This window comes from Acinetobacter sp. CAU_H_60 (assembly GCF_058599385.1).
Genome location: NZ_CM178653.1, coordinates 1,710,823 through 1,730,270 on the forward strand (window position 1 = coordinate 1,710,823; position 19,448 = coordinate 1,730,270).

At 42.6% G+C, this 19,448-nt stretch carries 23 protein-coding genes; 12 read left to right on the plus strand and 11 right to left on the minus strand.

What is annotated here, in order from left to right:
• Positions 1-4: 4 nt before the first annotated feature.
• On the plus strand, positions 5-1,582 hold the full coding sequence (locus AC4MBN_RS07915; RefSeq protein WP_419364760.1) for an insulinase family protein: 1,578 nt from the start codon (positions 5-7) through the stop codon (positions 1,580-1,582).
• Here AC4MBN_RS07915 and AC4MBN_RS07920 read toward each other — a convergent pair.
• Together AC4MBN_RS07920 and AC4MBN_RS07925 are read right to left on the minus strand one after the other, a co-directional pair.
• The gene (locus AC4MBN_RS07920; RefSeq protein WP_419364762.1) at positions 1,506-1,829 is read right to left on the minus strand and encodes a hypothetical protein; all 324 of its coding nucleotides are present in this window, start codon (positions 1,827-1,829) and stop codon (positions 1,506-1,508) included. The two genes, AC4MBN_RS07915 and AC4MBN_RS07920, sit on opposite strands and share 77 nt — an antisense overlap.
• A gap of 104 nt (positions 1,830-1,933) precedes the next feature.
• Positions 1,934-2,296 (minus strand): hypothetical protein, encoded by a 363-nt coding sequence (locus tag AC4MBN_RS07925; protein ID WP_081402667.1) that lies wholly within the window; start codon positions 2,294-2,296, stop codon positions 1,934-1,936.
• A 220-nt stretch (positions 2,297-2,516) separates the two neighbouring features.
• Between AC4MBN_RS07925 and AC4MBN_RS07930 the strand changes: the two genes are divergently transcribed.
• From AC4MBN_RS07930 to AC4MBN_RS07940, 3 genes are all read left to right on the plus strand, one after another.
• Positions 2,517-2,750 (plus strand): SEL1-like repeat protein, encoded by a 234-nt coding sequence (locus AC4MBN_RS07930; protein WP_034171084.1) that lies wholly within the window; start codon positions 2,517-2,519, stop codon positions 2,748-2,750.
• 156 nt (positions 2,751-2,906) lie between these two features.
• Positions 2,907-3,281: a DUF2750 domain-containing protein gene (locus AC4MBN_RS07935; RefSeq protein WP_034171083.1), complete on the plus strand. Its 375-nt coding sequence runs from the start codon at positions 2,907-2,909 to the stop codon at positions 3,279-3,281.
• Between the two features lie 100 nt (positions 3,282-3,381).
• The gene (locus AC4MBN_RS07940) at positions 3,382-3,813 is read left to right on the plus strand and encodes a CBS domain-containing protein (RefSeq protein WP_419364764.1); all 432 of its coding nucleotides are present in this window, start codon (positions 3,382-3,384) and stop codon (positions 3,811-3,813) included.
• Between the two features lie 144 nt (positions 3,814-3,957).
• Here AC4MBN_RS07940 and trpB read toward each other — a convergent pair whose 3' ends face one another.
• The 9 genes from trpB to AC4MBN_RS07985 all read right to left on the minus strand — a co-directional run bounded on the left by trpB (position 3,958) and on the right by AC4MBN_RS07985 (position 11,673).
• Positions 3,958-5,163 carry a tryptophan synthase subunit beta gene (trpB, locus tag AC4MBN_RS07945; protein ID WP_312536754.1) on the minus strand — a complete coding sequence of 402 codons (1,206 nt, stop codon included), beginning with the start codon at positions 5,161-5,163 and terminating at the stop codon, positions 3,958-3,960.
• Between the two features lie 107 nt (positions 5,164-5,270).
• Complete coding sequence (locus AC4MBN_RS07950; RefSeq protein ID WP_180003757.1) at positions 5,271-6,458, minus strand: vWA domain-containing protein; 1,188 nt, start codon at positions 6,456-6,458, stop codon at positions 5,271-5,273.
• A gap of 13 nt (positions 6,459-6,471) precedes the next feature.
• A complete protein-coding gene (locus AC4MBN_RS07955; protein ID WP_180179955.1) occupies positions 6,472-7,323 on the minus strand; it encodes an AAA family ATPase in 852 nt (283 codons plus the stop codon).
• A 21-nt stretch (positions 7,324-7,344) separates the two neighbouring features.
• The gene (locus AC4MBN_RS07960) at positions 7,345-7,728 is read right to left on the minus strand and encodes a hypothetical protein (protein WP_180003755.1); all 384 of its coding nucleotides are present in this window, start codon (positions 7,726-7,728) and stop codon (positions 7,345-7,347) included.
• A gap of 21 nt (positions 7,729-7,749) precedes the next feature.
• The gene (locus AC4MBN_RS07965) at positions 7,750-8,055 is read right to left on the minus strand and encodes a YcgL domain-containing protein (RefSeq protein WP_004783715.1); all 306 of its coding nucleotides are present in this window, start codon (positions 8,053-8,055) and stop codon (positions 7,750-7,752) included.
• Positions 8,056-8,184: 129 nt separating this feature from the next.
• A complete protein-coding gene (locus AC4MBN_RS07970) occupies positions 8,185-9,327 on the minus strand; it encodes a ribonuclease D (protein WP_104426037.1) in 1,143 nt (380 codons plus the stop codon).
• 190 nt (positions 9,328-9,517) lie between these two features.
• Complete coding sequence (gene recR, locus AC4MBN_RS07975) at positions 9,518-10,114, minus strand: recombination mediator RecR (RefSeq protein WP_125279141.1); 597 nt, start codon at positions 10,112-10,114, stop codon at positions 9,518-9,520.
• A gap of 13 nt (positions 10,115-10,127) precedes the next feature.
• The gene (locus AC4MBN_RS07980) at positions 10,128-10,457 is read right to left on the minus strand and encodes a YbaB/EbfC family nucleoid-associated protein (RefSeq protein WP_004783723.1); all 330 of its coding nucleotides are present in this window, start codon (positions 10,455-10,457) and stop codon (positions 10,128-10,130) included.
• A gap of 28 nt (positions 10,458-10,485) precedes the next feature.
• Positions 10,486-11,673 (minus strand): O-succinylhomoserine sulfhydrylase, encoded by a 1,188-nt coding sequence (locus AC4MBN_RS07985; RefSeq protein ID WP_180012395.1) that lies wholly within the window; start codon positions 11,671-11,673, stop codon positions 10,486-10,488.
• A 142-nt stretch (positions 11,674-11,815) separates the two neighbouring features.
• Here AC4MBN_RS07985 and AC4MBN_RS07990 point away from each other — a divergent pair, with 142 nt between their 5' ends.
• The 8 genes from AC4MBN_RS07990 (at position 11,816) to cydB (ending at position 19,428) form a co-directional block, all read left to right on the plus strand.
• The gene (locus AC4MBN_RS07990; protein ID WP_491880104.1) at positions 11,816-12,913 is read left to right on the plus strand and encodes an alpha/beta fold hydrolase; all 1,098 of its coding nucleotides are present in this window, start codon (positions 11,816-11,818) and stop codon (positions 12,911-12,913) included.
• A 55-nt stretch (positions 12,914-12,968) separates the two neighbouring features.
• On the plus strand, positions 12,969-13,841 hold the full coding sequence (locus tag AC4MBN_RS07995) for an NAD(P)-dependent oxidoreductase (RefSeq protein ID WP_491880105.1): 873 nt from the start codon (positions 12,969-12,971) through the stop codon (positions 13,839-13,841).
• 86 nt (positions 13,842-13,927) lie between these two features.
• A complete protein-coding gene (locus AC4MBN_RS08000; RefSeq protein ID WP_419364772.1) occupies positions 13,928-14,194 on the plus strand; it encodes a YARHG domain-containing protein in 267 nt (88 codons plus the stop codon).
• Positions 14,195-14,225: 31 nt separating this feature from the next.
• Positions 14,226-14,639, plus strand: coding sequence for an HIT family protein (locus AC4MBN_RS08005; RefSeq protein WP_491880106.1), 414 nt, complete (start codon positions 14,226-14,228; stop codon positions 14,637-14,639).
• A gap of 342 nt (positions 14,640-14,981) precedes the next feature.
• Entirely contained in the window at positions 14,982-16,061 is a 1,080-nt protein-coding gene (locus AC4MBN_RS08010; RefSeq protein ID WP_475654362.1) for a porin, read from the plus strand.
• Positions 16,062-16,508: 447 nt separating this feature from the next.
• A complete protein-coding gene (gene cydP, locus AC4MBN_RS08015; protein ID WP_419364778.1) occupies positions 16,509-16,700 on the plus strand; it encodes a cytochrome oxidase putative small subunit CydP in 192 nt (63 codons plus the stop codon).
• A complete protein-coding gene (locus AC4MBN_RS08020) occupies positions 16,700-18,286 on the plus strand; it encodes a cytochrome ubiquinol oxidase subunit I (RefSeq protein WP_419364780.1) in 1,587 nt (528 codons plus the stop codon). The genes cydP and AC4MBN_RS08020 overlap by 1 nt, the downstream gene beginning before the upstream one ends.
• The gene (cydB, locus tag AC4MBN_RS08025; protein WP_419364782.1) at positions 18,283-19,428 is read left to right on the plus strand and encodes a cytochrome d ubiquinol oxidase subunit II; all 1,146 of its coding nucleotides are present in this window, start codon (positions 18,283-18,285) and stop codon (positions 19,426-19,428) included. The genes AC4MBN_RS08020 and cydB overlap by 4 nt, the downstream gene beginning before the upstream one ends.
• The last annotated feature ends 20 nt before the right edge of the window (positions 19,429-19,448 follow it).

Below are 19,448 nucleotides of genomic sequence, written 5' to 3' on the forward strand. Positions count from 1 at the left end.
TACAATGTCTAAAGTTCGCTCTCTTATCCTTTTAACCAGCTTAAGCCTCAGTTCAAGCCTTTGGGCAGAAAATTATTTAGATACCCAACCTGATCTGAATGATAATCCCAGTCAGCTACAAGCGATCCCTCTCCTGCAAAGTTTAAAAAATATTAATCAAAAGCAGGCATTCCAAGCACCTTTTATTCATGACCTGAACAATCGTTACAAAGTTCGCACTTTATTTGTTGAAACCCGAGATCTGCCGATGGTGGATATTCAACTGACCTTTAATGCCGGATCAGCACGAGATCAGGAAATTGCTAAAGGTCTATTTGGTTTATCCAGTACGGCAGCCAAACTGATGCGTGAAGGAACAGATAAATATACGGCTGCACAGGTGGCTTCCGTCTTTGATGCCACAGGCGCACAATTTAGCGTACAGGCTTATCGCGATATGTTTGTCGTTCGCCTTCGAACTTTATCAGACCCCAAGAAAATGGAACCTGCTTTGGCCATGATGATGGAAGTTCTCAAAAATGCCACATTCAAGCCTTCCAGCATTCAGTTAGCACTCAGCAATACTCAAGTAGGACAAAAACAGCTTCAGGAAAATCCAAGTAAACTGATGGATATCCGGTTTTATCGGGCATTGTATGGACAGCATCCTTATGCCGAACCGATTACCGGCACGATTGGCAGTACCAAAAAAATTACGGCTGATTTACTGAAAAAATTCCGCGACCAGTTTCTGGTGGCACAAAACATGAATATTGCCATTACCGGCAAACTCAGTCCTAAACAGGCATTGGAACTTTCTGAACGAATTGCAGGCAATTTACCTCAAGGACAGAAAGCAGTTGCATTAGCTGAACCTGAAGAAAAATCGGGTTTTGATATCGTACATTTGCCTTATAACTCATCCCAAGCGCATGTGACCTTCGGCCACTTAGGACCAAACCGATTTACTGAAGATCGGCTTGCTCTGGAAGTGGCCAACCGCATGTTTGGGGGTAGCGGCTTTAATGCAGTATTAATGCAGGAATTAAGGGTAAAACGCGGCTATACCTATGGTGCCTATAGTACATTCAGCTTTAGTCAGGCACCCGGTATATTTAGCTTCCGTTATTCCACTAGACAAGATCAATTACTGGATAGCATTCAGGTCGCACATCAGGCTTTTATCAAATTTGTAAATCAGCCGATTGATACTAAGCGCCTGGAAGAAACCAAAGCCGGGATATTAAGAGCATTTCCAAATAATTACAGCAGCAATGCCACGATCAATGCCCAGTTAGGCACGATGGGCTTTTATGCAGAGCAAGCCGACTATCTGTCACGCTATCCAGAACGTCTAGCCAAAATTACCGCAACAGATGTGCAAAATGCCGTGCGCAAACATCTGCATCCAGAACGTTTAACACTGGTCGTGGTGAGTCAAGAATTGAATAAAGAAACTTTAAAATTACGATTGGAACAGAACCTGTCAGATCCTTCTAAACCACTGCCGAATACGATTCCAATACCTAAGGCATATCCACAGAAACCGGCGGAAGCTGACGAGCCCGTAGAGATTCCTGTTGATACGCCTGCATCAATTTAAGATATTGACCGCGATGGATGCGTTGCTGTTGCAGCAAAGTCTGAGCCATATCCTGGGTTTGAGGTAAGCTCTGCTGCTCTGCAAGTTGCTGAAGTAAATTAAATTGGGGAGTCGTCAGTGGACGATAAATGGCAAATGTAGCCAGACATAAAATTAATGCCACAATAAAAATAACAACCGCATTATAAATCTGTTCAAGCTTAATTTTATTCAGAAAATCGCTTAATTTTTTGCTATCTATAGCCATACACTACCTCAAGTTGCAGCTAGTGTATGGCTGGGCCCCATGAAGTTCAAGTCAAAGATTGAATGACCAGTATAAATACACATCTCGATATGACTATAAATCGGTTAGGATTTCAACAATTCGTACACACTCCAGGCAATGACCATAGCCACCAGACCTAAGACCAGTAAAATTGCAAACTTGCTCAAGCCGGCTTCTGCTTCAGGTGGATGCAGTCGATCTTCATCTGCAATTCGGACCAATTCATCATTATAGTGACTATAAAATTCTGCACGCTGGGTTTCGTCCAGAGCGCGGGTAAAATCATAAACTTCTTTACGTTGAGCCAGACTGTAATCACCTAGATGGGTATATTTGTCATAAATTGCCTCATCCAGTTTTTTACGGTGTACATGCGCCAATTCTGTAATCTGACTGGCTGTTGGGGGCATATCAAAACTGAGCCCTTCAAGAGTTCTTTGCATCATGTTGTTCTCCTTTTCTTTTGTTCTATTGTTAAAATCTATACCAACCGCACTTTCATGTGTGTATAGTTTGATCGTACAAACTATAAATTAAGTAAACGGGAAAGCTGATATAGTTGACTTTTCCATTATTCTGTAATATTAGTTTAATAATAGTAAGTTATATTTGTATTTAGACTTAAAAGTCTATCCAAAATCATAATTAAAATTAAGGAGTTTTTATATTATGCAGAATATCTCTCAACATGATTTGGAACATCTGTATGCAGATGCAGTGAATACCATTCAATCGCAAATGAACTTTGTCGATGCAGTAAAACAATTAGAAGATGCAGCGCGCGCCGGTCACGGTAAAGCAGCTCTCTTTTTAGCTGAACTATATTATCAAGGTTTTCGTGTAGAACGAGATTCACTCAAAGCACAATACTGGCAGAACATGGCCACCATGCAAGCCTGAAGAAACGTCACCGAGGTGACGTTTTTTTATGCCAATTTTTCGAAATACTGCAATTAAGACATAATTTATTACGATTGCTTGCAAAGCTGAAACAGTAATTTCACTGGAACTTTCTAGAATAGAGCTGAACTCTAATAGCACTTTATTTTAACGACAATGCGAAAAATTATTCAATACGACCCGATTTGTAAAAACTTTCTTTTGAGGCTCACCATCCTCAAATCTATGATGTATTGCGGCGTTTTGTGGGGCGTCTATCATCAGGGTTGGGCGATGATGCGCGATCAGGAAGATTATATTTTTCCATTCTGGCTTAATTCTCTGGATGCCAAAAATTATGCCAAGGAACATTGGCCAGGTTATGTACCACGTAGAATCAACCCGGAAGATTTCGAAAACAACTTATTACCTACACTGTCCCGACTAGCCGTGACACCTACTTTATGTAGCGGCAATGGCACTAAACTGAAATTATCAATTCCACAGATGCGTCACCTGTTTTTTTCACAACAAAGGCTGCACTTTGCCTAAAAACATGTTATTTATAAAGACATAGAATAGACACCTAGAGATGTTCGGTTGGATACATACTCTAGGACTTATAATAATTAGATAAAAAGGACTCAATAGAATGACCAACGTAGCACAAGTGCTCAGTGATAAAGTACATCAGGCAGTTTATACCATCCGTCCAGACTCTACAGTTTTAGAAGCAATTAGCCTGATGGCAGAAAAAGGAATTGGGGCGCTGGTCGTTACCCACGAAGATAGTGTGGTCGGCATTTTGTCAGAGCGTGATTACACCCGTAAAATCGCATTGATGCAAAGAACCTCTTTTGATACCACGGTCAATGAAATTATGACACCTAAAGTCATAACCGTGACTTCTGCAACTTCTGTTGAAGACTGCTTAGCATTAATGACTGACCGCCATTTACGCCACTTACCTGTAGTTGAAAATGACAAACTGATTGGCCTGATTTCGATTGGTGACTTGGTCAAAGCTGCAATGGAAGATCAACGTAAGCTGATTGATCAATTACAACAATATATTTCAGGCTAAATTCTTTCTTAGTTCAATACGTAAATTAAGATTTAAACTCAAATGTCATTACAAATAAATGACAATGCCATATCAAAACCAGATCAGATATAAAAAATCCCAGTCTTAAAGCTGGGATTTCTTTGATTATGACTATAAATCAAATTAAAGACCGAGTTTCTCTGCCACGTAATCAGAATCTTTATCACCACGACCTGAAAGATTCACTACAATCTTAGTCTCTTTAGGCAGCTTAGCCGCTTCACGAATTGCCCAAGCCACTGCATGTGAACTTTCTAATGCTGGCACAATTCCTTCAACGCGCGACAGGGTCATAAAGGCATCCAGACACTCCTGATCTGTCGCCGTAGTGTATTCCACACGACCTAGATCTTTAAGCAGGCTGTGCTGTGGTCCTACGCCTGGATAATCCAGACCGGAAGCAATCGAATGCACAGGTAAAGGTTCACCCTGCTCATCTTCGAGTACATAGCATGCCATACCATGCAACTGGCTTGGTTTACCCAAAGTCAGCGTTGCGGAATGCTTATCAGTATTTAGGCCATGACCAGCAGGTTCTACTCCCACCAGTTTGACTTCTTGATCATTTAGAAATGCAGTGAATGCACCCATAGCATTTGAACCACCACCTACACATGCCACAACATAGTCTGGGTTTGCACCGAAGCGTTCATTGGTTTGAACCTTGATTTCATCGCCAATAATAGACTGGAAATCACGCACCATCATTGGGAATGGATGCGGTCCTACCACCGAACCAATCGCATAGATATAGTTTTTCGGATCTTTCAAGTATTCTTCAAAAGCACTGTCAACTGCATCTTTAAGGGTCGCAGTACCACGCGTCACAGAAATCAGCTTAGCACCCAAGATTTTCATCTTAACGACGTTTGGATGTTCTTTTTCGATATCCACCTGGCCCATATGAATTTCACATGGAATACCCACCAAAGCACATGCAGTAGCCAATGCCACACCATGCTGACCTGCACCCGTTTCAGCGATGACTTTGGTTTTACCCATGTATTTCGCTAGCAGTGCTTCACCCAGGCAGTGATTGATTTTATGTGCACCGGTATGATTCAGGTCTTCACGTTTTAAATAGATCTGTGCTCCACCTAACTGGTCAGAAAGACGTTTAGCATGAAACAAAGGACTAGGACGGCCGACATAATTGGCAAACAGGTCTTTTAATTCATTCTGGAATTCTTCAGTTTGACGGATTTCCTGATAGGCAACATTGATGTCATCCATGGCCTGTTTTAGATCTGGTGGAATGAACTGACCGCCATATTGACCAAAGAAACCCTCTTCGTTCGGCAACGCAATACCATTAATTTGATGAGCCATAATAATTCCTGAATATTGGAATAAGGTATAACAAGTGACTTTATACTAGAATATTTCGTTTTAAAGCACTAATAACTATAGATAAAGTCACTTATAGATAAATGGAATCAACGCGCCAGATATTTGGTCATATCCTCAATGCCTTTTAAGGTCATTGGAAACATATGATCTTCAAAGATTTGCTTAATCAGGCCAATAGTATGCGTGTAATGCCAGTATTTTTCTTCTTCAGGATTAAGCCAGGCGGTTTTATCAAAATGCTGACGCAGACGCTGTAACCAGACCTGTCCTGCCTCATCATTCATATATTCGACCGAACCACCGACGGAGTTCAACTCATAGGGAGCCATGCTGGCATCACCCACTACAATCACCCGGTAATCCCGTCCATAGGTATTGAACAAGTCCCAGGTATTCATGCGCGAGCTGGAACGACGGACATTATCTTTCCAGACATAGTCGTACAGACAGTTATGGAAATAGAAATATTCCAGAGTCTTAAATTCGGTTTTGGCGGCGCTAAACAGTTTTTCACACTGAGCAATATGCGCATCCATCGATCCGCCAATATCAAACAGCATTAAAACTTTAATACGGTTACGTCGCTCCGGTACCAATTGCACATCCAGAATCCCCTGTTTGGCGGTTTCACGAATAGTGCTATCAATATCCAGCTCTTCAGCCGCACCCTGACGGGCGAACTTACGCAAACGGCGCAGTGCCATCTGCATCTGACGACTACCAAGAATCTGATCATCATCCAGATTACGGTATTGACGTTGTTCCCAGACTTTGACAGCGGAACGTTTACGCCCCGGCCCACCAATGCGCACACCTTCAGGATGATCACCATAGGCACCAAATGGCGATGTGCCACCAGTACCAATCATCTTATTCCCGCCCTGATGTTTTTTATGCTGTTCACGCAAGCGCTCTTCCAGCATTTTCATCAGTTCTTCCAGCGATCCGGCCTTTTTTAGTTCTTCACGCTGTTCAGGAGTTAAGTGCTTTTCCAAAAGTTCTAGATCAAACCAGTCTTTGGGCAATTTATGCACCTGATTCAGCAGTTCATCCAAATCAAAAGTCGCGATACCATCAAAGTAATCTTTCATGGCGCGATCGAACTTGTCGAAGTAGCGCTCGTCTTTGACCATCACAGTTTTAGCAAGCTGATAAAACTCGTCCTGATCGGCAAAAACCACGCCTGCCGCTACCGCCTGATTCAGATCAATCAACTCACGGGTGGAAACCGGTACGCCATATTTTCTAAGGGTATAAAACAATCGCACAAACATGCGTGTTTCTCCCTTAGCGACGCGACATAAAGGCTAGACGTTCAAGCAGTTGTACATCCTGCTCATTTTTGATCAGCGCACCGTACAAAGGCGGGATCGCTTTGGACTTATCAGTATTTCTTAAAATGTCTTCCGGCATATCATCTGCCATCAACAGACTTAACCAGTCGATCAGTTCAGAAGTTGAAGGTGGTTTTTTCAAGCCTGGAATCTGGCGTAATTTGAAGAAGATTTGCAGAGCTTCATTCACCAGCGTTGTTGAAATATTCTCAAAATGCACATCGATAATTTCACGCATGGTCGCTTCATCCGGAAACTCGATATAGTGGAAGAAACAACGGCGCAAGAAGGCATCTGGAAGTTCTTTCTCGTTATTTGAAGTGATGATGACAATCGGACGCTGGGTCGCAGTAATGGTTTCACCCGTTTCATAAACGAAGAAAGACATCTTGTCGAGTTCGTGCAGCAAGTCATTTGGAAACTCGATGTCTGCTTTATCGATCTCATCAATCAGCAATACACAGCGCTCTTCACTGGTAAACGCTTCCCAGAGTTTACCCGGCTTGATGTAGTTCTTGATGTCATAAACGCGATCATCACCTAACTGACTATCACGCAAGCGTGATACTGCATCATATTCATACAGGCCCTGCTGTGCCTTGGTCGTTGATTTGATATGCCAGGTAATCAGCTTCAGTCCGAGGCTTTGTGCCACCTGTTCAGCCAACAAGGTTTTACCTGTACCCGGCTCCCCTTTAACCAGCAAGGGTTTTTGCAAACTACGCGCAGCTTTCACAGCCAGTTTTAAACTGTCAGTGGCAATGTACTGATCCGTACCTGAGAATTGTTGAATATCAGCAGACATGATTGAACCTTATTTTTCTATTTACAGCGGTGAACTTTTCTTGTTTGACCCAAGACCCGTTTTACTGGATGCATAGGTCGACCAGCAATAGCCAATCACAGACCCGATACCAATGACAAATAAAATAAGTGACGCATTAATCCAAACGAGTTCATATTCCTTGGTCAGAATCCCAAACAGCAGCCCGAAAATAGCAGGTGCAACTGAAGCATTACTGCCTTCAGAAACGGTTGGGGTCAACAGCACGGCAAAGGCCAATAGCCATAAAAAACCGCCCATTGCCTTTGGCATGCGCTTGGTCACGCCATACCAGCAAGCTAACGCAATCAGACTGCCCAGCAGATACACTGCAAACGCAATACTCTGGTCAGGAATTGAGTCCAATACAGCTACAAAACCATTCATTTCACAACTCCTGAACTGAGCTTAAGCCCCACGAAGACCTTCTGGCGCTGGTGCATTCGGGTTAATCAAACCTTCTGGTGGCATTTGCAGGAAGAAACCACGGGTAGAAATTGAATCCATCACATGTAAAACATTAGCACGTGCCAGTTTACGCGATTCACTCAATTCAAGATGCATAACAAAAGTCGCACGACCAAACGCCACACGTACCGGTTCAGCCAATACCTCTAGTGGTTCAAATGTTTCGGCTTCGTTCTCATCTGCAGGACGCGCCACATAAAGATACATTTCATCTTTTTTGCTAGATTTGTAGATAGACACTTGCATATTTCAAACGACTTTTCTGAAAAAACAATCGCAAGGATACATCAAAAAAACGACAGAAACATTAGCCGCTTCAAATGCATCAGTCGTGATTTTGTATAATTGCTTTATCTTTAATCAATCCAGTAAAAATCACTCAACCACTTTCATCTGGGTCGACAGATAAGACTCATCCTGATGCAATACCTTAATTAGTGGCAGAGTTAATAACTCATAGCGCCAGCCGAGCAAGTAGTTTGGCAGATCCTGTTCATCCTTATGACATACTACATGCTGATATAAGGCATTCAGCCATTTCTTTCGCATCAGCACTTCTTTCGGTACAGAGATTTCATTGGATATATTCTGGATCATTGTTTCGACCTTCTCGCCAATCTCTCTGGATGAATGGCGGATTGGACGTGCCAGACGCAGCGGCCATTCGGCTTGATCAGGCAGGAATTTCAACAGATCCAAAATGGTCTTGCCATGTTCGCGGACAATATTGGCCCGGATGTCCTTTATCTGACTGAGCTGGAAATTATTGCGCGGGAATTTCTCTACCAGATCAATCATGGTCGAGTTTTTCAGAATAAAGCTGCGTGGCTGATTCAACGCCTTGGCAATCTGCTCACGCCATACAGCCAGTTGTTGCAACTGCATTAATTGACGGCGTGAATGACGATAATTACCGACATCCTGATAAAGTAAGGCAGTCGGTGTTTCTTCACCAATTTCATGGGTCAGAAAACGGCAATCCTCAAGAGCGAAATCGAGCAGATATTTGCTTTCCAGATCCTGTTTGACCTTATCCGACAGTTGCACCAGATAATGCACATCATTGGCTGCATACAGTAACTGCTCAGAGCTTAAAGGACGTGCCAGCCAGTTAGAGCGGGTCTGATCTTTTTCAATATCGACATCCAGCATCTGTTTCAAGGCATTCTGATAGCTGACCTGCAAACCATGTCCGAGGAAAGACATACCGACCTGTGTATCAAAGACATTGCTCAGGGCTTTTTTCTGGGTGTAATGGTAAATCAGGTCAATGTCTTCACTGCAGGCATGGAAAATATTCTGTTGAGCATTAAAAATCTTGTTCAGAAATTCACTCAGATCCAGTGTTGTTCCATCCAGCAAATAGACATTGTTATTGACATTGATTTGAAAAACACCAAGTTTTGGCCACAAGGTGTCTACCTTAATGAATTCTGTATCCAGGCCATAGACCGGATTTTGATCCATAAGGTTCAGGACATGGTTTAAGTCGTGCTGATGTTGAATAAATTGAAACATAAAGACTGAGTCTAAAATTAGATGCTCGATGAAGCTATATTACCCGATATATAGAATTTTTATATAAAAATATGACAACCAAATCACACTTTTTGTTCCATATTTTTCGAATATAGCTTATCTAGTAAACATTTTATATTTTTACTAATATATTTTTTATATTATATATTAAGAGAATATAATTAATATTTCACTTAATTCGCATCCGGTTATGCACTGCCTGACTCAATGTATGACTATCGACATACTCCAGTTCTCCGCCTTGAGGCACCCCTTGAGCGATACGCGTCATTTGCACCGGTAAATGTTTACTGGCTTCAACCAGATAATGCGCGGTTGCCTGTCCTTCGACAGTCGCATTGGTAGCCAGAATCACTTCCTTGATCTGTCCCTGACTTAAGCGTTGCAGTAAATAGGGAATACCGATTTCTTCAGGCCCGATTCCATCTAGAGGTGACAGATGACCACCCAGAACATGATATTTACCGCGGAAACTGCCGCTTTGCTCAATTGCCATGACATCTGCCGGTGATTCCACGACACAAAGCAGTTCATCATCACGCTCAAGTGAGGTACAGATATTACAGACTTCATCTTCCGTCAATGAATGGCAGATCGAGCATTCATGAATGTGATCGGTTGCTTCAGTTAAGGCATGTGCCAGACCGATCGCCCCTTCACGATTTTTCATGATTAAATGCAAAGCCATACGCTGGGCCGATTTCGGCCCAACGCTTGGCAAAATGCGTAATGCTTGAACCAGTTGATCAAAACGATCACTAAACATTGCGCATACTTCCTTAGAATAAACCAGCCAGACCAGGTGGTAAGCCCATACCTGAGTTTGCAGATTTCATTTTCTCTTCAGAGATCACTTCTGCTTGACGCGCTGCATCATTCATCGCTGCTGCAATCAGATCTTCGATCATATCTGGATCGTCCTGTAACAGTTCAGGATTGATCTCGATACGTTTCACCACATTGCGGCAAGTCATGGTGACTTTCACCAGACCGCCACCAGCCTCAGCATGCACTTCAGTTTGCGCAAGCTCTTCTTTGGCTTTTTTCATGTTGTTTTCGACTTCTTTTTGCATGCGCTGTGCTTGCTGCATCAACATATTAATGTTCATAAAGATCTCCGAACATATATTTATAAAATTAGATTAGATCTAAACCGCGTGTAATGTCGCGAATAATATCATCAATCTCTTCCAAACCAACAGAAACGCGAATTAAACCTTCACGAATACCCGCTGCTGCTTTGGCTTCTGGGGACAATTTACCATGCGTGGTTGTTGCTGGATGAGTAATCGTTGATTTCACATCACCCAGGTTACCAGTGATTGAAATGAACTGGGTATTGTCGATTACTTTCCAGGCACCTTCACGGCCGCCTTTCACTTCGAAAGATACGATACCACCGAAACCGGTTTGTTGTTTTGCAGCCAGTTCATGACCAACATGTTCAGGCAAACCTGCATAGTAAACTTTTTCTACTTTCGGATGTGCATTTAAGAACTCTGCCAGTTTTTGTGCATTGGCAGAATGTTCACGCATACGTAAACGTAAAGTTTCCAGACCTTTCAGGAATACCCAAGCATTGAACGGGCTCATAGAAGGACCAGTGGTACGTACATAACCGAAGATTTCTTCAAGCAGTTTATGGTTACCTGCTACAGCGCCACCGAGTGCACGGCCTTGGCCATCCAGATATTTAGTCGCAGAATATACGACTAAGTCTGCACCAAATTTGAGTGGTTGTTGTAACACTGGTGTACAGAAGCTGTTGTCAATCGCGAGCAATGCATCATTGGCATGTGCAATATCTGCCAAAGCCTGGATATCTGCCACTTCAGCCAATGGGTTTGACGGAGATTCAACAAAGAGTAATTTGGTTTCTGGCTTGATAGCATTTTTCCATGCATCCAGATCCGTCAGATCGACAAACTCAACTGCGACACCGAATTTAGCTACGTATTTTTCAAATAAAGAAACTGTTGAACCAAATACGGCGCGTGAACAAATGACATGATCGCCTGCTTTCAGGTAAGCCATCGCCACAGCCATAATCGCAGCCATACCAGAGCTGGTTGCAACAGCGCGTTCTGCGCCTTCTAAGGCAGCCAGACGCTTTTCAAACATGGCAACGGTTGGATTGGTAAAGCGAGAGTAAATATTACCCGGCTCCTGGCCTGAAAATTTTGCTGCAGCTTCAGCCGCATTTTCATAAACAAATGACGATGTTAGAAAAATCGGTTCACCATGCTCACCCTCAAAGCTACGGGTGTGACCGGTACGGATGGCTAAAGTTTCTAATTGATAGTTAAAATCGTCTTGCTGGCTCATCACTTTACTTCAGCCCAAAGGCTGCCTTTTGTAAAAAATTGCCAACATTTTGAGCGTCTAAGCTATTTCAGGTCAAGGCATAATAAGCAATTATTGCTTAGACTTCGACCAATTCTCCTTTGTATACGGATAAATTATTTACATGATTCAGTTAAAACAAAATATTCAACGCCAGAAGAAAAAATTAAAACACCTGAATGCACGGTTATTTAACTCGTCGTCCCTGATTCTTTCGCAAAAAACGCCCTTTGAATATATTGCTGCGACTGAATTCTGCAAAATTCGCTATTATGCAGCGCCTGAAAAAAAGTACCGTGAGCCGTTAGTCTTTGTTGCCCCTCTTGCGATCAATATGGATATTTATGATCTGTATCCTTACCGTTCACTGGTCAAGCATTTTCAGCATAGCGGTTTTGATGTCTATTTAGTGGAATGGAAACGTTTCCGTTATAAACACCGTCACTTGAATTTCCTGTCTTTTATCGACGGCGCAATACCTCAGGCGATTGAACGGATCTGCTCGCATTCAGGTAGTCAGTTTATTTCCCTGCATGGCTGGAGTATGGCCGGAATTTTTGTCACGCTTTATATGGCATTGCATTCACCTGAACATGTTAAAAACCTGATTGTGCTGGGCAGCCCGATTGACAGTTATGCCTCAGGTCGAGTCGGCAAGTTATTTAGCACCACCAATAAGCTCATTTCCAAAAATAAAAACCTGCAACAGGCGATTCACCAAGGATTGATTCCCAAGGAATATATTCATTCACCCGGCATCATCAATGCATTAGGATTTAAGCTGCTTGATCCGATTGGCTGGTTTAAAAGCCAGAAGCAGTTTCTGCTGAATCTGGAAAATGTTGAAGATGTCTATGAACATGCCACCATGGGTAATTTTCTGAACAAGATGATTGATTATCCGGGTGGAATCAATCAGGACATGGTGCTGCATCTATGGCTGCAAAACCCTTTAAAAAATGGCTCGATGACTTTAAACGGCCGAACGATTGACCTGAAAAATATTAATTGTTCCTTACTGGTCGGGGCTGGGAAAACCGATCAGATTGTTACGGAACAGTCAGCTAAGCCTTTGATGGAATTGACAAGTAGTACTGATAAGACGTTTACTCTTATCCCGGGTGGTCATCTTGGACTGATGTCCAATCAGAAAACAGCCAATACATTCTGGCCGAAACTGACCACCTGGCTGGCACAACGCTCAACCCGGATAGATGCTTAATTCCGGAAGAGCCGGCAATTTTCAGGTATTTATTATTTTGTTCAGAGGGTATGACATGATTCAGTCAGTGGCATTTATTGGTTTAGGCGCAATGGGTTATCGCATGGCAGCGCATTTACCCAAGCATTTTGAGACAGTCTATGTCTGGAACCGTACTTTTGCCAAGGCTGAAGAACATGCTGCTGAATATGGCACACAAGCTGTCGCTTTAGAACAGGCAGTTCAGGCAGATATTATCTTTTCCTGCCTGCCGACCAGTGCCGATGTTGAAGCATTAGTCCAAGGCCTCAGCCTTAAAGCTGGCAGTATCTGGGTAGACTGTACCAGTGGTGTTCCTGACGCTGCCCGACGCTTAGAAGAAGCACTGGCTGAACAGGGTGTGATTTTCCTGGATGCACCTGTGAGTGGCCAGACCATTGGTGCGGAAAATGGCACATTGACTGTGATGGTCGGTGGTAATGCGGAAGGCTTTGAAAAAGCCCTTCCTGCGATGCAGGCTTTTGGTAAGCTGATCAAGCATGTCGGTGAATCTGGCGCAGGTTTTGCTGTGAAGGCGGTAAATAATATGTTAATGGCTGTAAACCTGTGTGCCGTTGCTGAGGGCTTTACTACCTTGAAAGCGCATGGGGTAAACCTTCATGAAGCACTGGATTGTATTAATGCTTCAAGTGGTAAAAGCATGGTGACTGAAACCGTATTGCCACAGCGTATTTTAAACCGCAGCTTTCCCGTAACCTTTGCCCTGCCTCTTTTAGCCAAAGATACCGGCATTGCACTTGATCTCGCGCGTGATGCCAAACTGGCAGTGCCACTTCTCGCTTTAGGTCAAAGTCTGGTGCAAGCTGCTAGCAATCTGTCGGATAAAAATAGTGACTTTTCCAGTGCTGTAAAAATGTATGAATCATGGAGTAATATTACCATCGAGTAATATCTCGCCATTGAATAATGATAACGAAACCTCATATTGTGACTATTAGGCAGGCACATATAGTGGATAACCCAGAGGAAACTCTCATGAAGAAATTTTCTGTTGCAGCATTGATTGGCTTTGCAACTTTGTTCGGGGCTTCAACATCGGTTCTTGCATCTGAACAAGAGTGCAAAAAATTAAAAAATGATCATGATGTGATTTATGCGTCTAAAGGTTTCTGTTTTAAAGACCCTGAAGCGAAAGCAAAGTTTAATGACAATTGCTACACAACCAAGCCAAAATTTTCAGAAAAAGAGCAGCAACGTCTTGACGCGATCAAAGAACGTCAGAAAGAATTGAACTGTAAATAATACAATTCAATTCTGCTCAAGGAATGCACTTATGACTTACGATGACCAAAATATTTTTGCACGAATTCTGCGTGGTGAACTTCCAGCAATTAAAGTGTATGAAGATGACCGAGTTCTTGCATTTATGGACATCATGCCACAGGCCGATGGTCATACTCTGGTCATTCCTAAAACTCCAGCAATTACCTTGCTTGACCTGGATCCTGAAGTTGCAGCCTATACCATTCAGGTGGTGCAAAAAATTGCCAAAGCGATTGAAAAAGGTTTAGGTGTAGATGGCATTGTACTCATGCAGCTCTCTGGCGCTGCGGCGGGTCAGACTGTTCCGCATGTTCATTTCCATCTGGTACCTACCTCTTTGCACAACCTTGGCAAACATGCGGCACAAATGGGCGATCAGGAAAAGATCAAGCAACTTGCAGAGAAAATTAGAGCTGCTCTTTGATACATTCTTAGTCCTCAAAAATGGAGCTTCGGCTCCATTTTTTATGCCTTATTTTTCATTTTTTATCATTATTAATAAATACAGAATTTATCTCAAATAATTTTGTTAAGAACAGTATTTCTTATTCACCTGATCAGCTTTAACTAAAGCAAAAGAAATCCTACACAGATCCTTAAAAATTAAAATTGCTCCCTTTTAGATTTCATAGATCTGCAATATTTCCTTAATCATATTGACTTATTTGTAATGAATACTTGGCACCAATAGAGCGGTACATGTTTCAAGACATGACTGAAACTTGTTTTAAGACGATGAATAAAAAAGTCTTTATTGGAGCAACACATGAAAAAAACGTTATCTGCATTAGCAATTGGGGCAACAATTTTAACACCAGTCATGGCAGCTGCTGCTGACGTTAAAATTTATGGTCGTGCACACGTTTCTTTAGATTATCTGGATGATGGTAAAGACTACAATGAGGTGGCTTTATCATCGAACTCGTCACGCTTAGGCTTTAAAGCTGAAAAAGAACTAGAAAATGGCATGACGGCTTTTGCTCAAATCGAACAGCAAATCAACTTTTCAAGTGGCTCTGACGACACAGAAGATTCTATCAACTTCTCAACACGTGATACTTTTGTAGGACTTAAAGGTGACTTCGGTCAGGTGAAAGTCGGTCGTTTTGACAGCCCATTTAAAGCAGCTCGTGGCCCTGCAAACTTCTTTGGTGATCAGGTTGGCGACTTACGTAACATCACTCGCGCCTATAACCATCGTTTTGATGAACGTAACCCGAATACGATTGAATATAAATCACCTAAATTTGGTGATGGTTTCACCGCAACAGCAGCTTTGTCTTTACATGACGGCACTATGATCAACAATGATACAACCGAAGAGACCAATGAAAAGTCTCAAGCATATGATCTGGGCCTAAACTACAAAGCAGGCAACTGGGATGTAGCAGCTGCTTATGAGCATTATGCTGAAGATGTCAGCCGAGGAGAACGTGATGGTGTACGTTTAGCGGCTGCCTATAAACTGACTCCAGAATTAAATGTGGGTGCACTTTATCAGTTTACTACTCTTGATGATGGCAACGGTACCAATGCAGATGCCAATGTTTACGGAGTCGGTGCTGAATATAAACTGACTGATAAAAATACTTTGCGTGGCCATGCCTTCCATCGTGACATTGATACTTCTCACGCTAACTCTACCCTGCTGGCACTGGGTTTAGAACATCGTCTTGATAAGCAGTTCCGTATCTATGGCAATCTGGCAGCAATGCTAAATGATGATAATGCCAACCTTACCCCATGGTCACAGGCACGTAGTAACAAAGCTGGTTCAGCTCAAGGTGTAAATGCTGCTGGTGAAACTGCACTTGGACTCTCAGTCGGTATGCGTTACGACTTCTAAGCTGAATACCTATTCGCTTAAAGAGAACATCTCTGTAGCTATTATTTATTAAACATGACATACAAAAAGATCCCTAAACGGGATCTTTTTTTTGATGCATTTTCTTAAAGAAACAGTATGAGAAAGCCTGTGATCAAGATCACTTATCAGGCACATCTTTGAATAACATCCTATAACACTTCCCTTTCAACCCTTATAAAACCAACCAATTTAGTTTGATTAATTTATCCCATTATTTTAAAACCAAGCATTTTAATCAAATTAAAAAACCAATAAAATTACATAAAATAATAAAAACTAATTAGAATAAATTTTAACTCATATAAATATATATTTATTATTTTCAAATGCTTATAAATATATATTTATTTAAATTGTATCGTCTATTTATTTTTTAGTTACAATCGATTAATAATATATAACAAACCACATAATAGGCTTGTTCACATGAGCTTAGTTTCTAAAAATTTAAACCAAAAAACAGTAAGAGAGATTACTGCGATTTTAATTATCAAGATTATTCTACTTCTGATAATTAAAAATATTTGGTTTGATGCGCCTACTATTCCAAAAGATTTTGACACTCAAGTCGCCGAGCGTATCGCCGGCAATCCTTCCCAAATCAAGGAGACACGTTGATGATTTCTGAAAGCGTGGTCGATCTTTCGCGGTTCCAGTTCGCTATGACCGCGATGTATCACTTTATTTTTGTTCCACTGACCTTAGGCCTGGCATTTCTGCTTGCCATTATGGAAACCACCTATGTAATTTCCGGCAAAGAAATTTACAAGGACATGACTAAGTTTTGGGGAAAACTGTTCGGGATTAACTTTGCCTTAGGGGTAACCACAGGCTTGACCATGGAGTTCCAGTTCGGAACCAACTGGGCATATTATTCGCATTATGTGGGTGATATTTTCGGTGCACCATTGGCTATTGAAGGTTTGATGGCCTTCTTCCTTGAATCTACTTTCATTGGTTTATTCTTCTTCGGTTGGGACCGTTTATCCAAAGTACAGCATCTGGGCGTGACCTGGTTAGTTGCACTGGGATCTAACATGTCTGCACTGTGGATTCTGGTTGCCAATGGCTGGATGCAAAACCCGGTTGGTTCAGCATTCAACTATGAAACCATGCGTATGGAAATGGTGGACTTTGCAGCACTGATCTTTAACCCGGTTGCACAGGTTAAATTCGTACATACTGTTTCTGCAGGTTATGTAACTGGTGCCATCTTCGTACTGGCAATTTCAAGTTACTACATGCTGAAAAAACGTGACCTGCCATTTGCACGCCGTTCATTTGCGATTGCTGCCATTTTCGGTTTAGCATCTACTCTTTCAGTGATCCTGCTGGGTGATGAATCAGGTTATGAGCTGGGCGATGTACAAAAAACCAAACTGGCAGCAATTGAAGCCGAATGGGATACCCACCCTGCACCTGCATCATTTACTTTGTTCGGTATCCCGAATAAGGAAACCATGACTACAGATTATGCAGTGAAAATTCCTTATGTGATGGGTCTGATTGCCACACGTTCTACTACAGAACAAGTCACAGGTATTAAGGACCTGCTGGTTCAGCATGAAGCGCGTATCCGTAATGGTATGGTGGCCTATTCACAACTGGAAAAATTACGTGCTGGTGATCAGTCTCCAGAACTGAAAACCGCTTTTGAAGAAAGTCAAAAAGACTTAGGCTACGGTCTGCTTCTGAAAAAATACACGCCAAATGTTGTTGATGCCTCTGATGAGCAAATTAAAGCAGCAGCTAAAGATACTATTCCACATGTACCAAGCCTGTTCTGGGCATTCCGTGCCATGGTCGCTTCAGGCTTCCTGATGCTGGTTCTATTTATTCTTGCGACTTTTGCAGTGGCTAAACGCAATGCAGAAAACAAACCTTGGTTATTAAAATTTGCATTATTTGCACTGCCGCTTCCATGGATTGCGGCACAAACCGGCTGGTATGTAGCAGAAGTAGGTCGTCAACCTTGGACCATTGGTGAGGTATTACCGACGCATCTTTCAGCATCAAGCTTAAGCACAGGTGATGTCTGGGGTTCAATCCTTGCATTGGCAGCGTTCTATACCGTGTTACTGATTATTGAGATGTATCTGATGATCAAGTTCTCACGTCTTGGCCCAAGCTCACTGCATACCGGTAAATATCATTTTGAAAAGCTTGCAGCTGCAGAAAAGGCAAATGGGGAGACTCACGTATGATCGAATATGAATTATTAAAAATCATTTGGTGGGTGCTGGTCGGCGTATTGCTGATTGGCTTTGCCCTCACCGATGGCTTCGATATGGGCTCTATGGCAATCATGCCATTTGTGGGCAAAAATGATAGCGAGCGCCGTGCAGCGATCAATACCATTGCGCCGCACTGGGACGGTAATCAGGTCTGGTTTATTACTGCCGGCGGTGCGTTATTCGCTGCCTGGCCAATGGTCTATGCAACAGCCTTCTCTGGCATGTACTGGGCACTGTTGCTGGTCCTGTTTGCCCTGTTCCTGCGTCCAGTCGGTTTTGACTATCGCTCAAAACTGGAAAATACCAAATGGCGTAATTCATGGGATTGGGGGCTAGCCATTGGTGGTGCAGTGCCTGCATTGGTCTTCGGTGTAGCATTCGGCAACATGTTCCTCGGTGTACCATTTACTTTAGATGAAACTGTACGTTCTACTTATACTGGCAGCTTCTTTGCCCTGCTCAATCCGTTTGCGATTGTATGCGGTCTGGTCAGTTTATCGATGCTATGTGCACATGGTGGTGCATGGTTAATGCTGCGTACAGATGGTGACCTACGCCAACGTTCTGCCAAAGCAACACAAATCATGGGTCTGGTTTATCTGGTTACCTTCCTGGCTGCAGGCGCTTGGCTGTACTTTGGTGGTATTCAGGGCTATACCCTGGTTACACCTTTTGATACCAATGGTGTTGCCAACCCGCTGGCAAAAGAAGTATTGACCAATGCCAACCCAGGCTGGATGAATAACTACTCGACTTATCCAATCACGATGGCAGCGCCTATTGCCGGCATTTTGGGTGGCTTGATCATTGTACTGGCAGCAGGTAAAAATAAAGCTGGCTTGAGCTTCCTGGGTTCATCTTTAGCGGTGATCGGTGCGATTTTAACTGCCGGTTTTGCCCTGTTCCCATTCCTGATGCCTTCTAGCATTAATCCAGTTGCAAGCTTAACCATGTGGGATGCGGTATCCAGCCAAAATACCTTAACTGTGATGACTGTGGCTGCATGCATCTTCGTTCCACTGATCCTGTGCTACACCACTTGGTGTTACTACAAGATGTGGGGCGTGATTACCAAAAAACATATTCAAGAGAATTCACACAGCCTGTACTAAGGCTGTGTCTTAGGAGATAA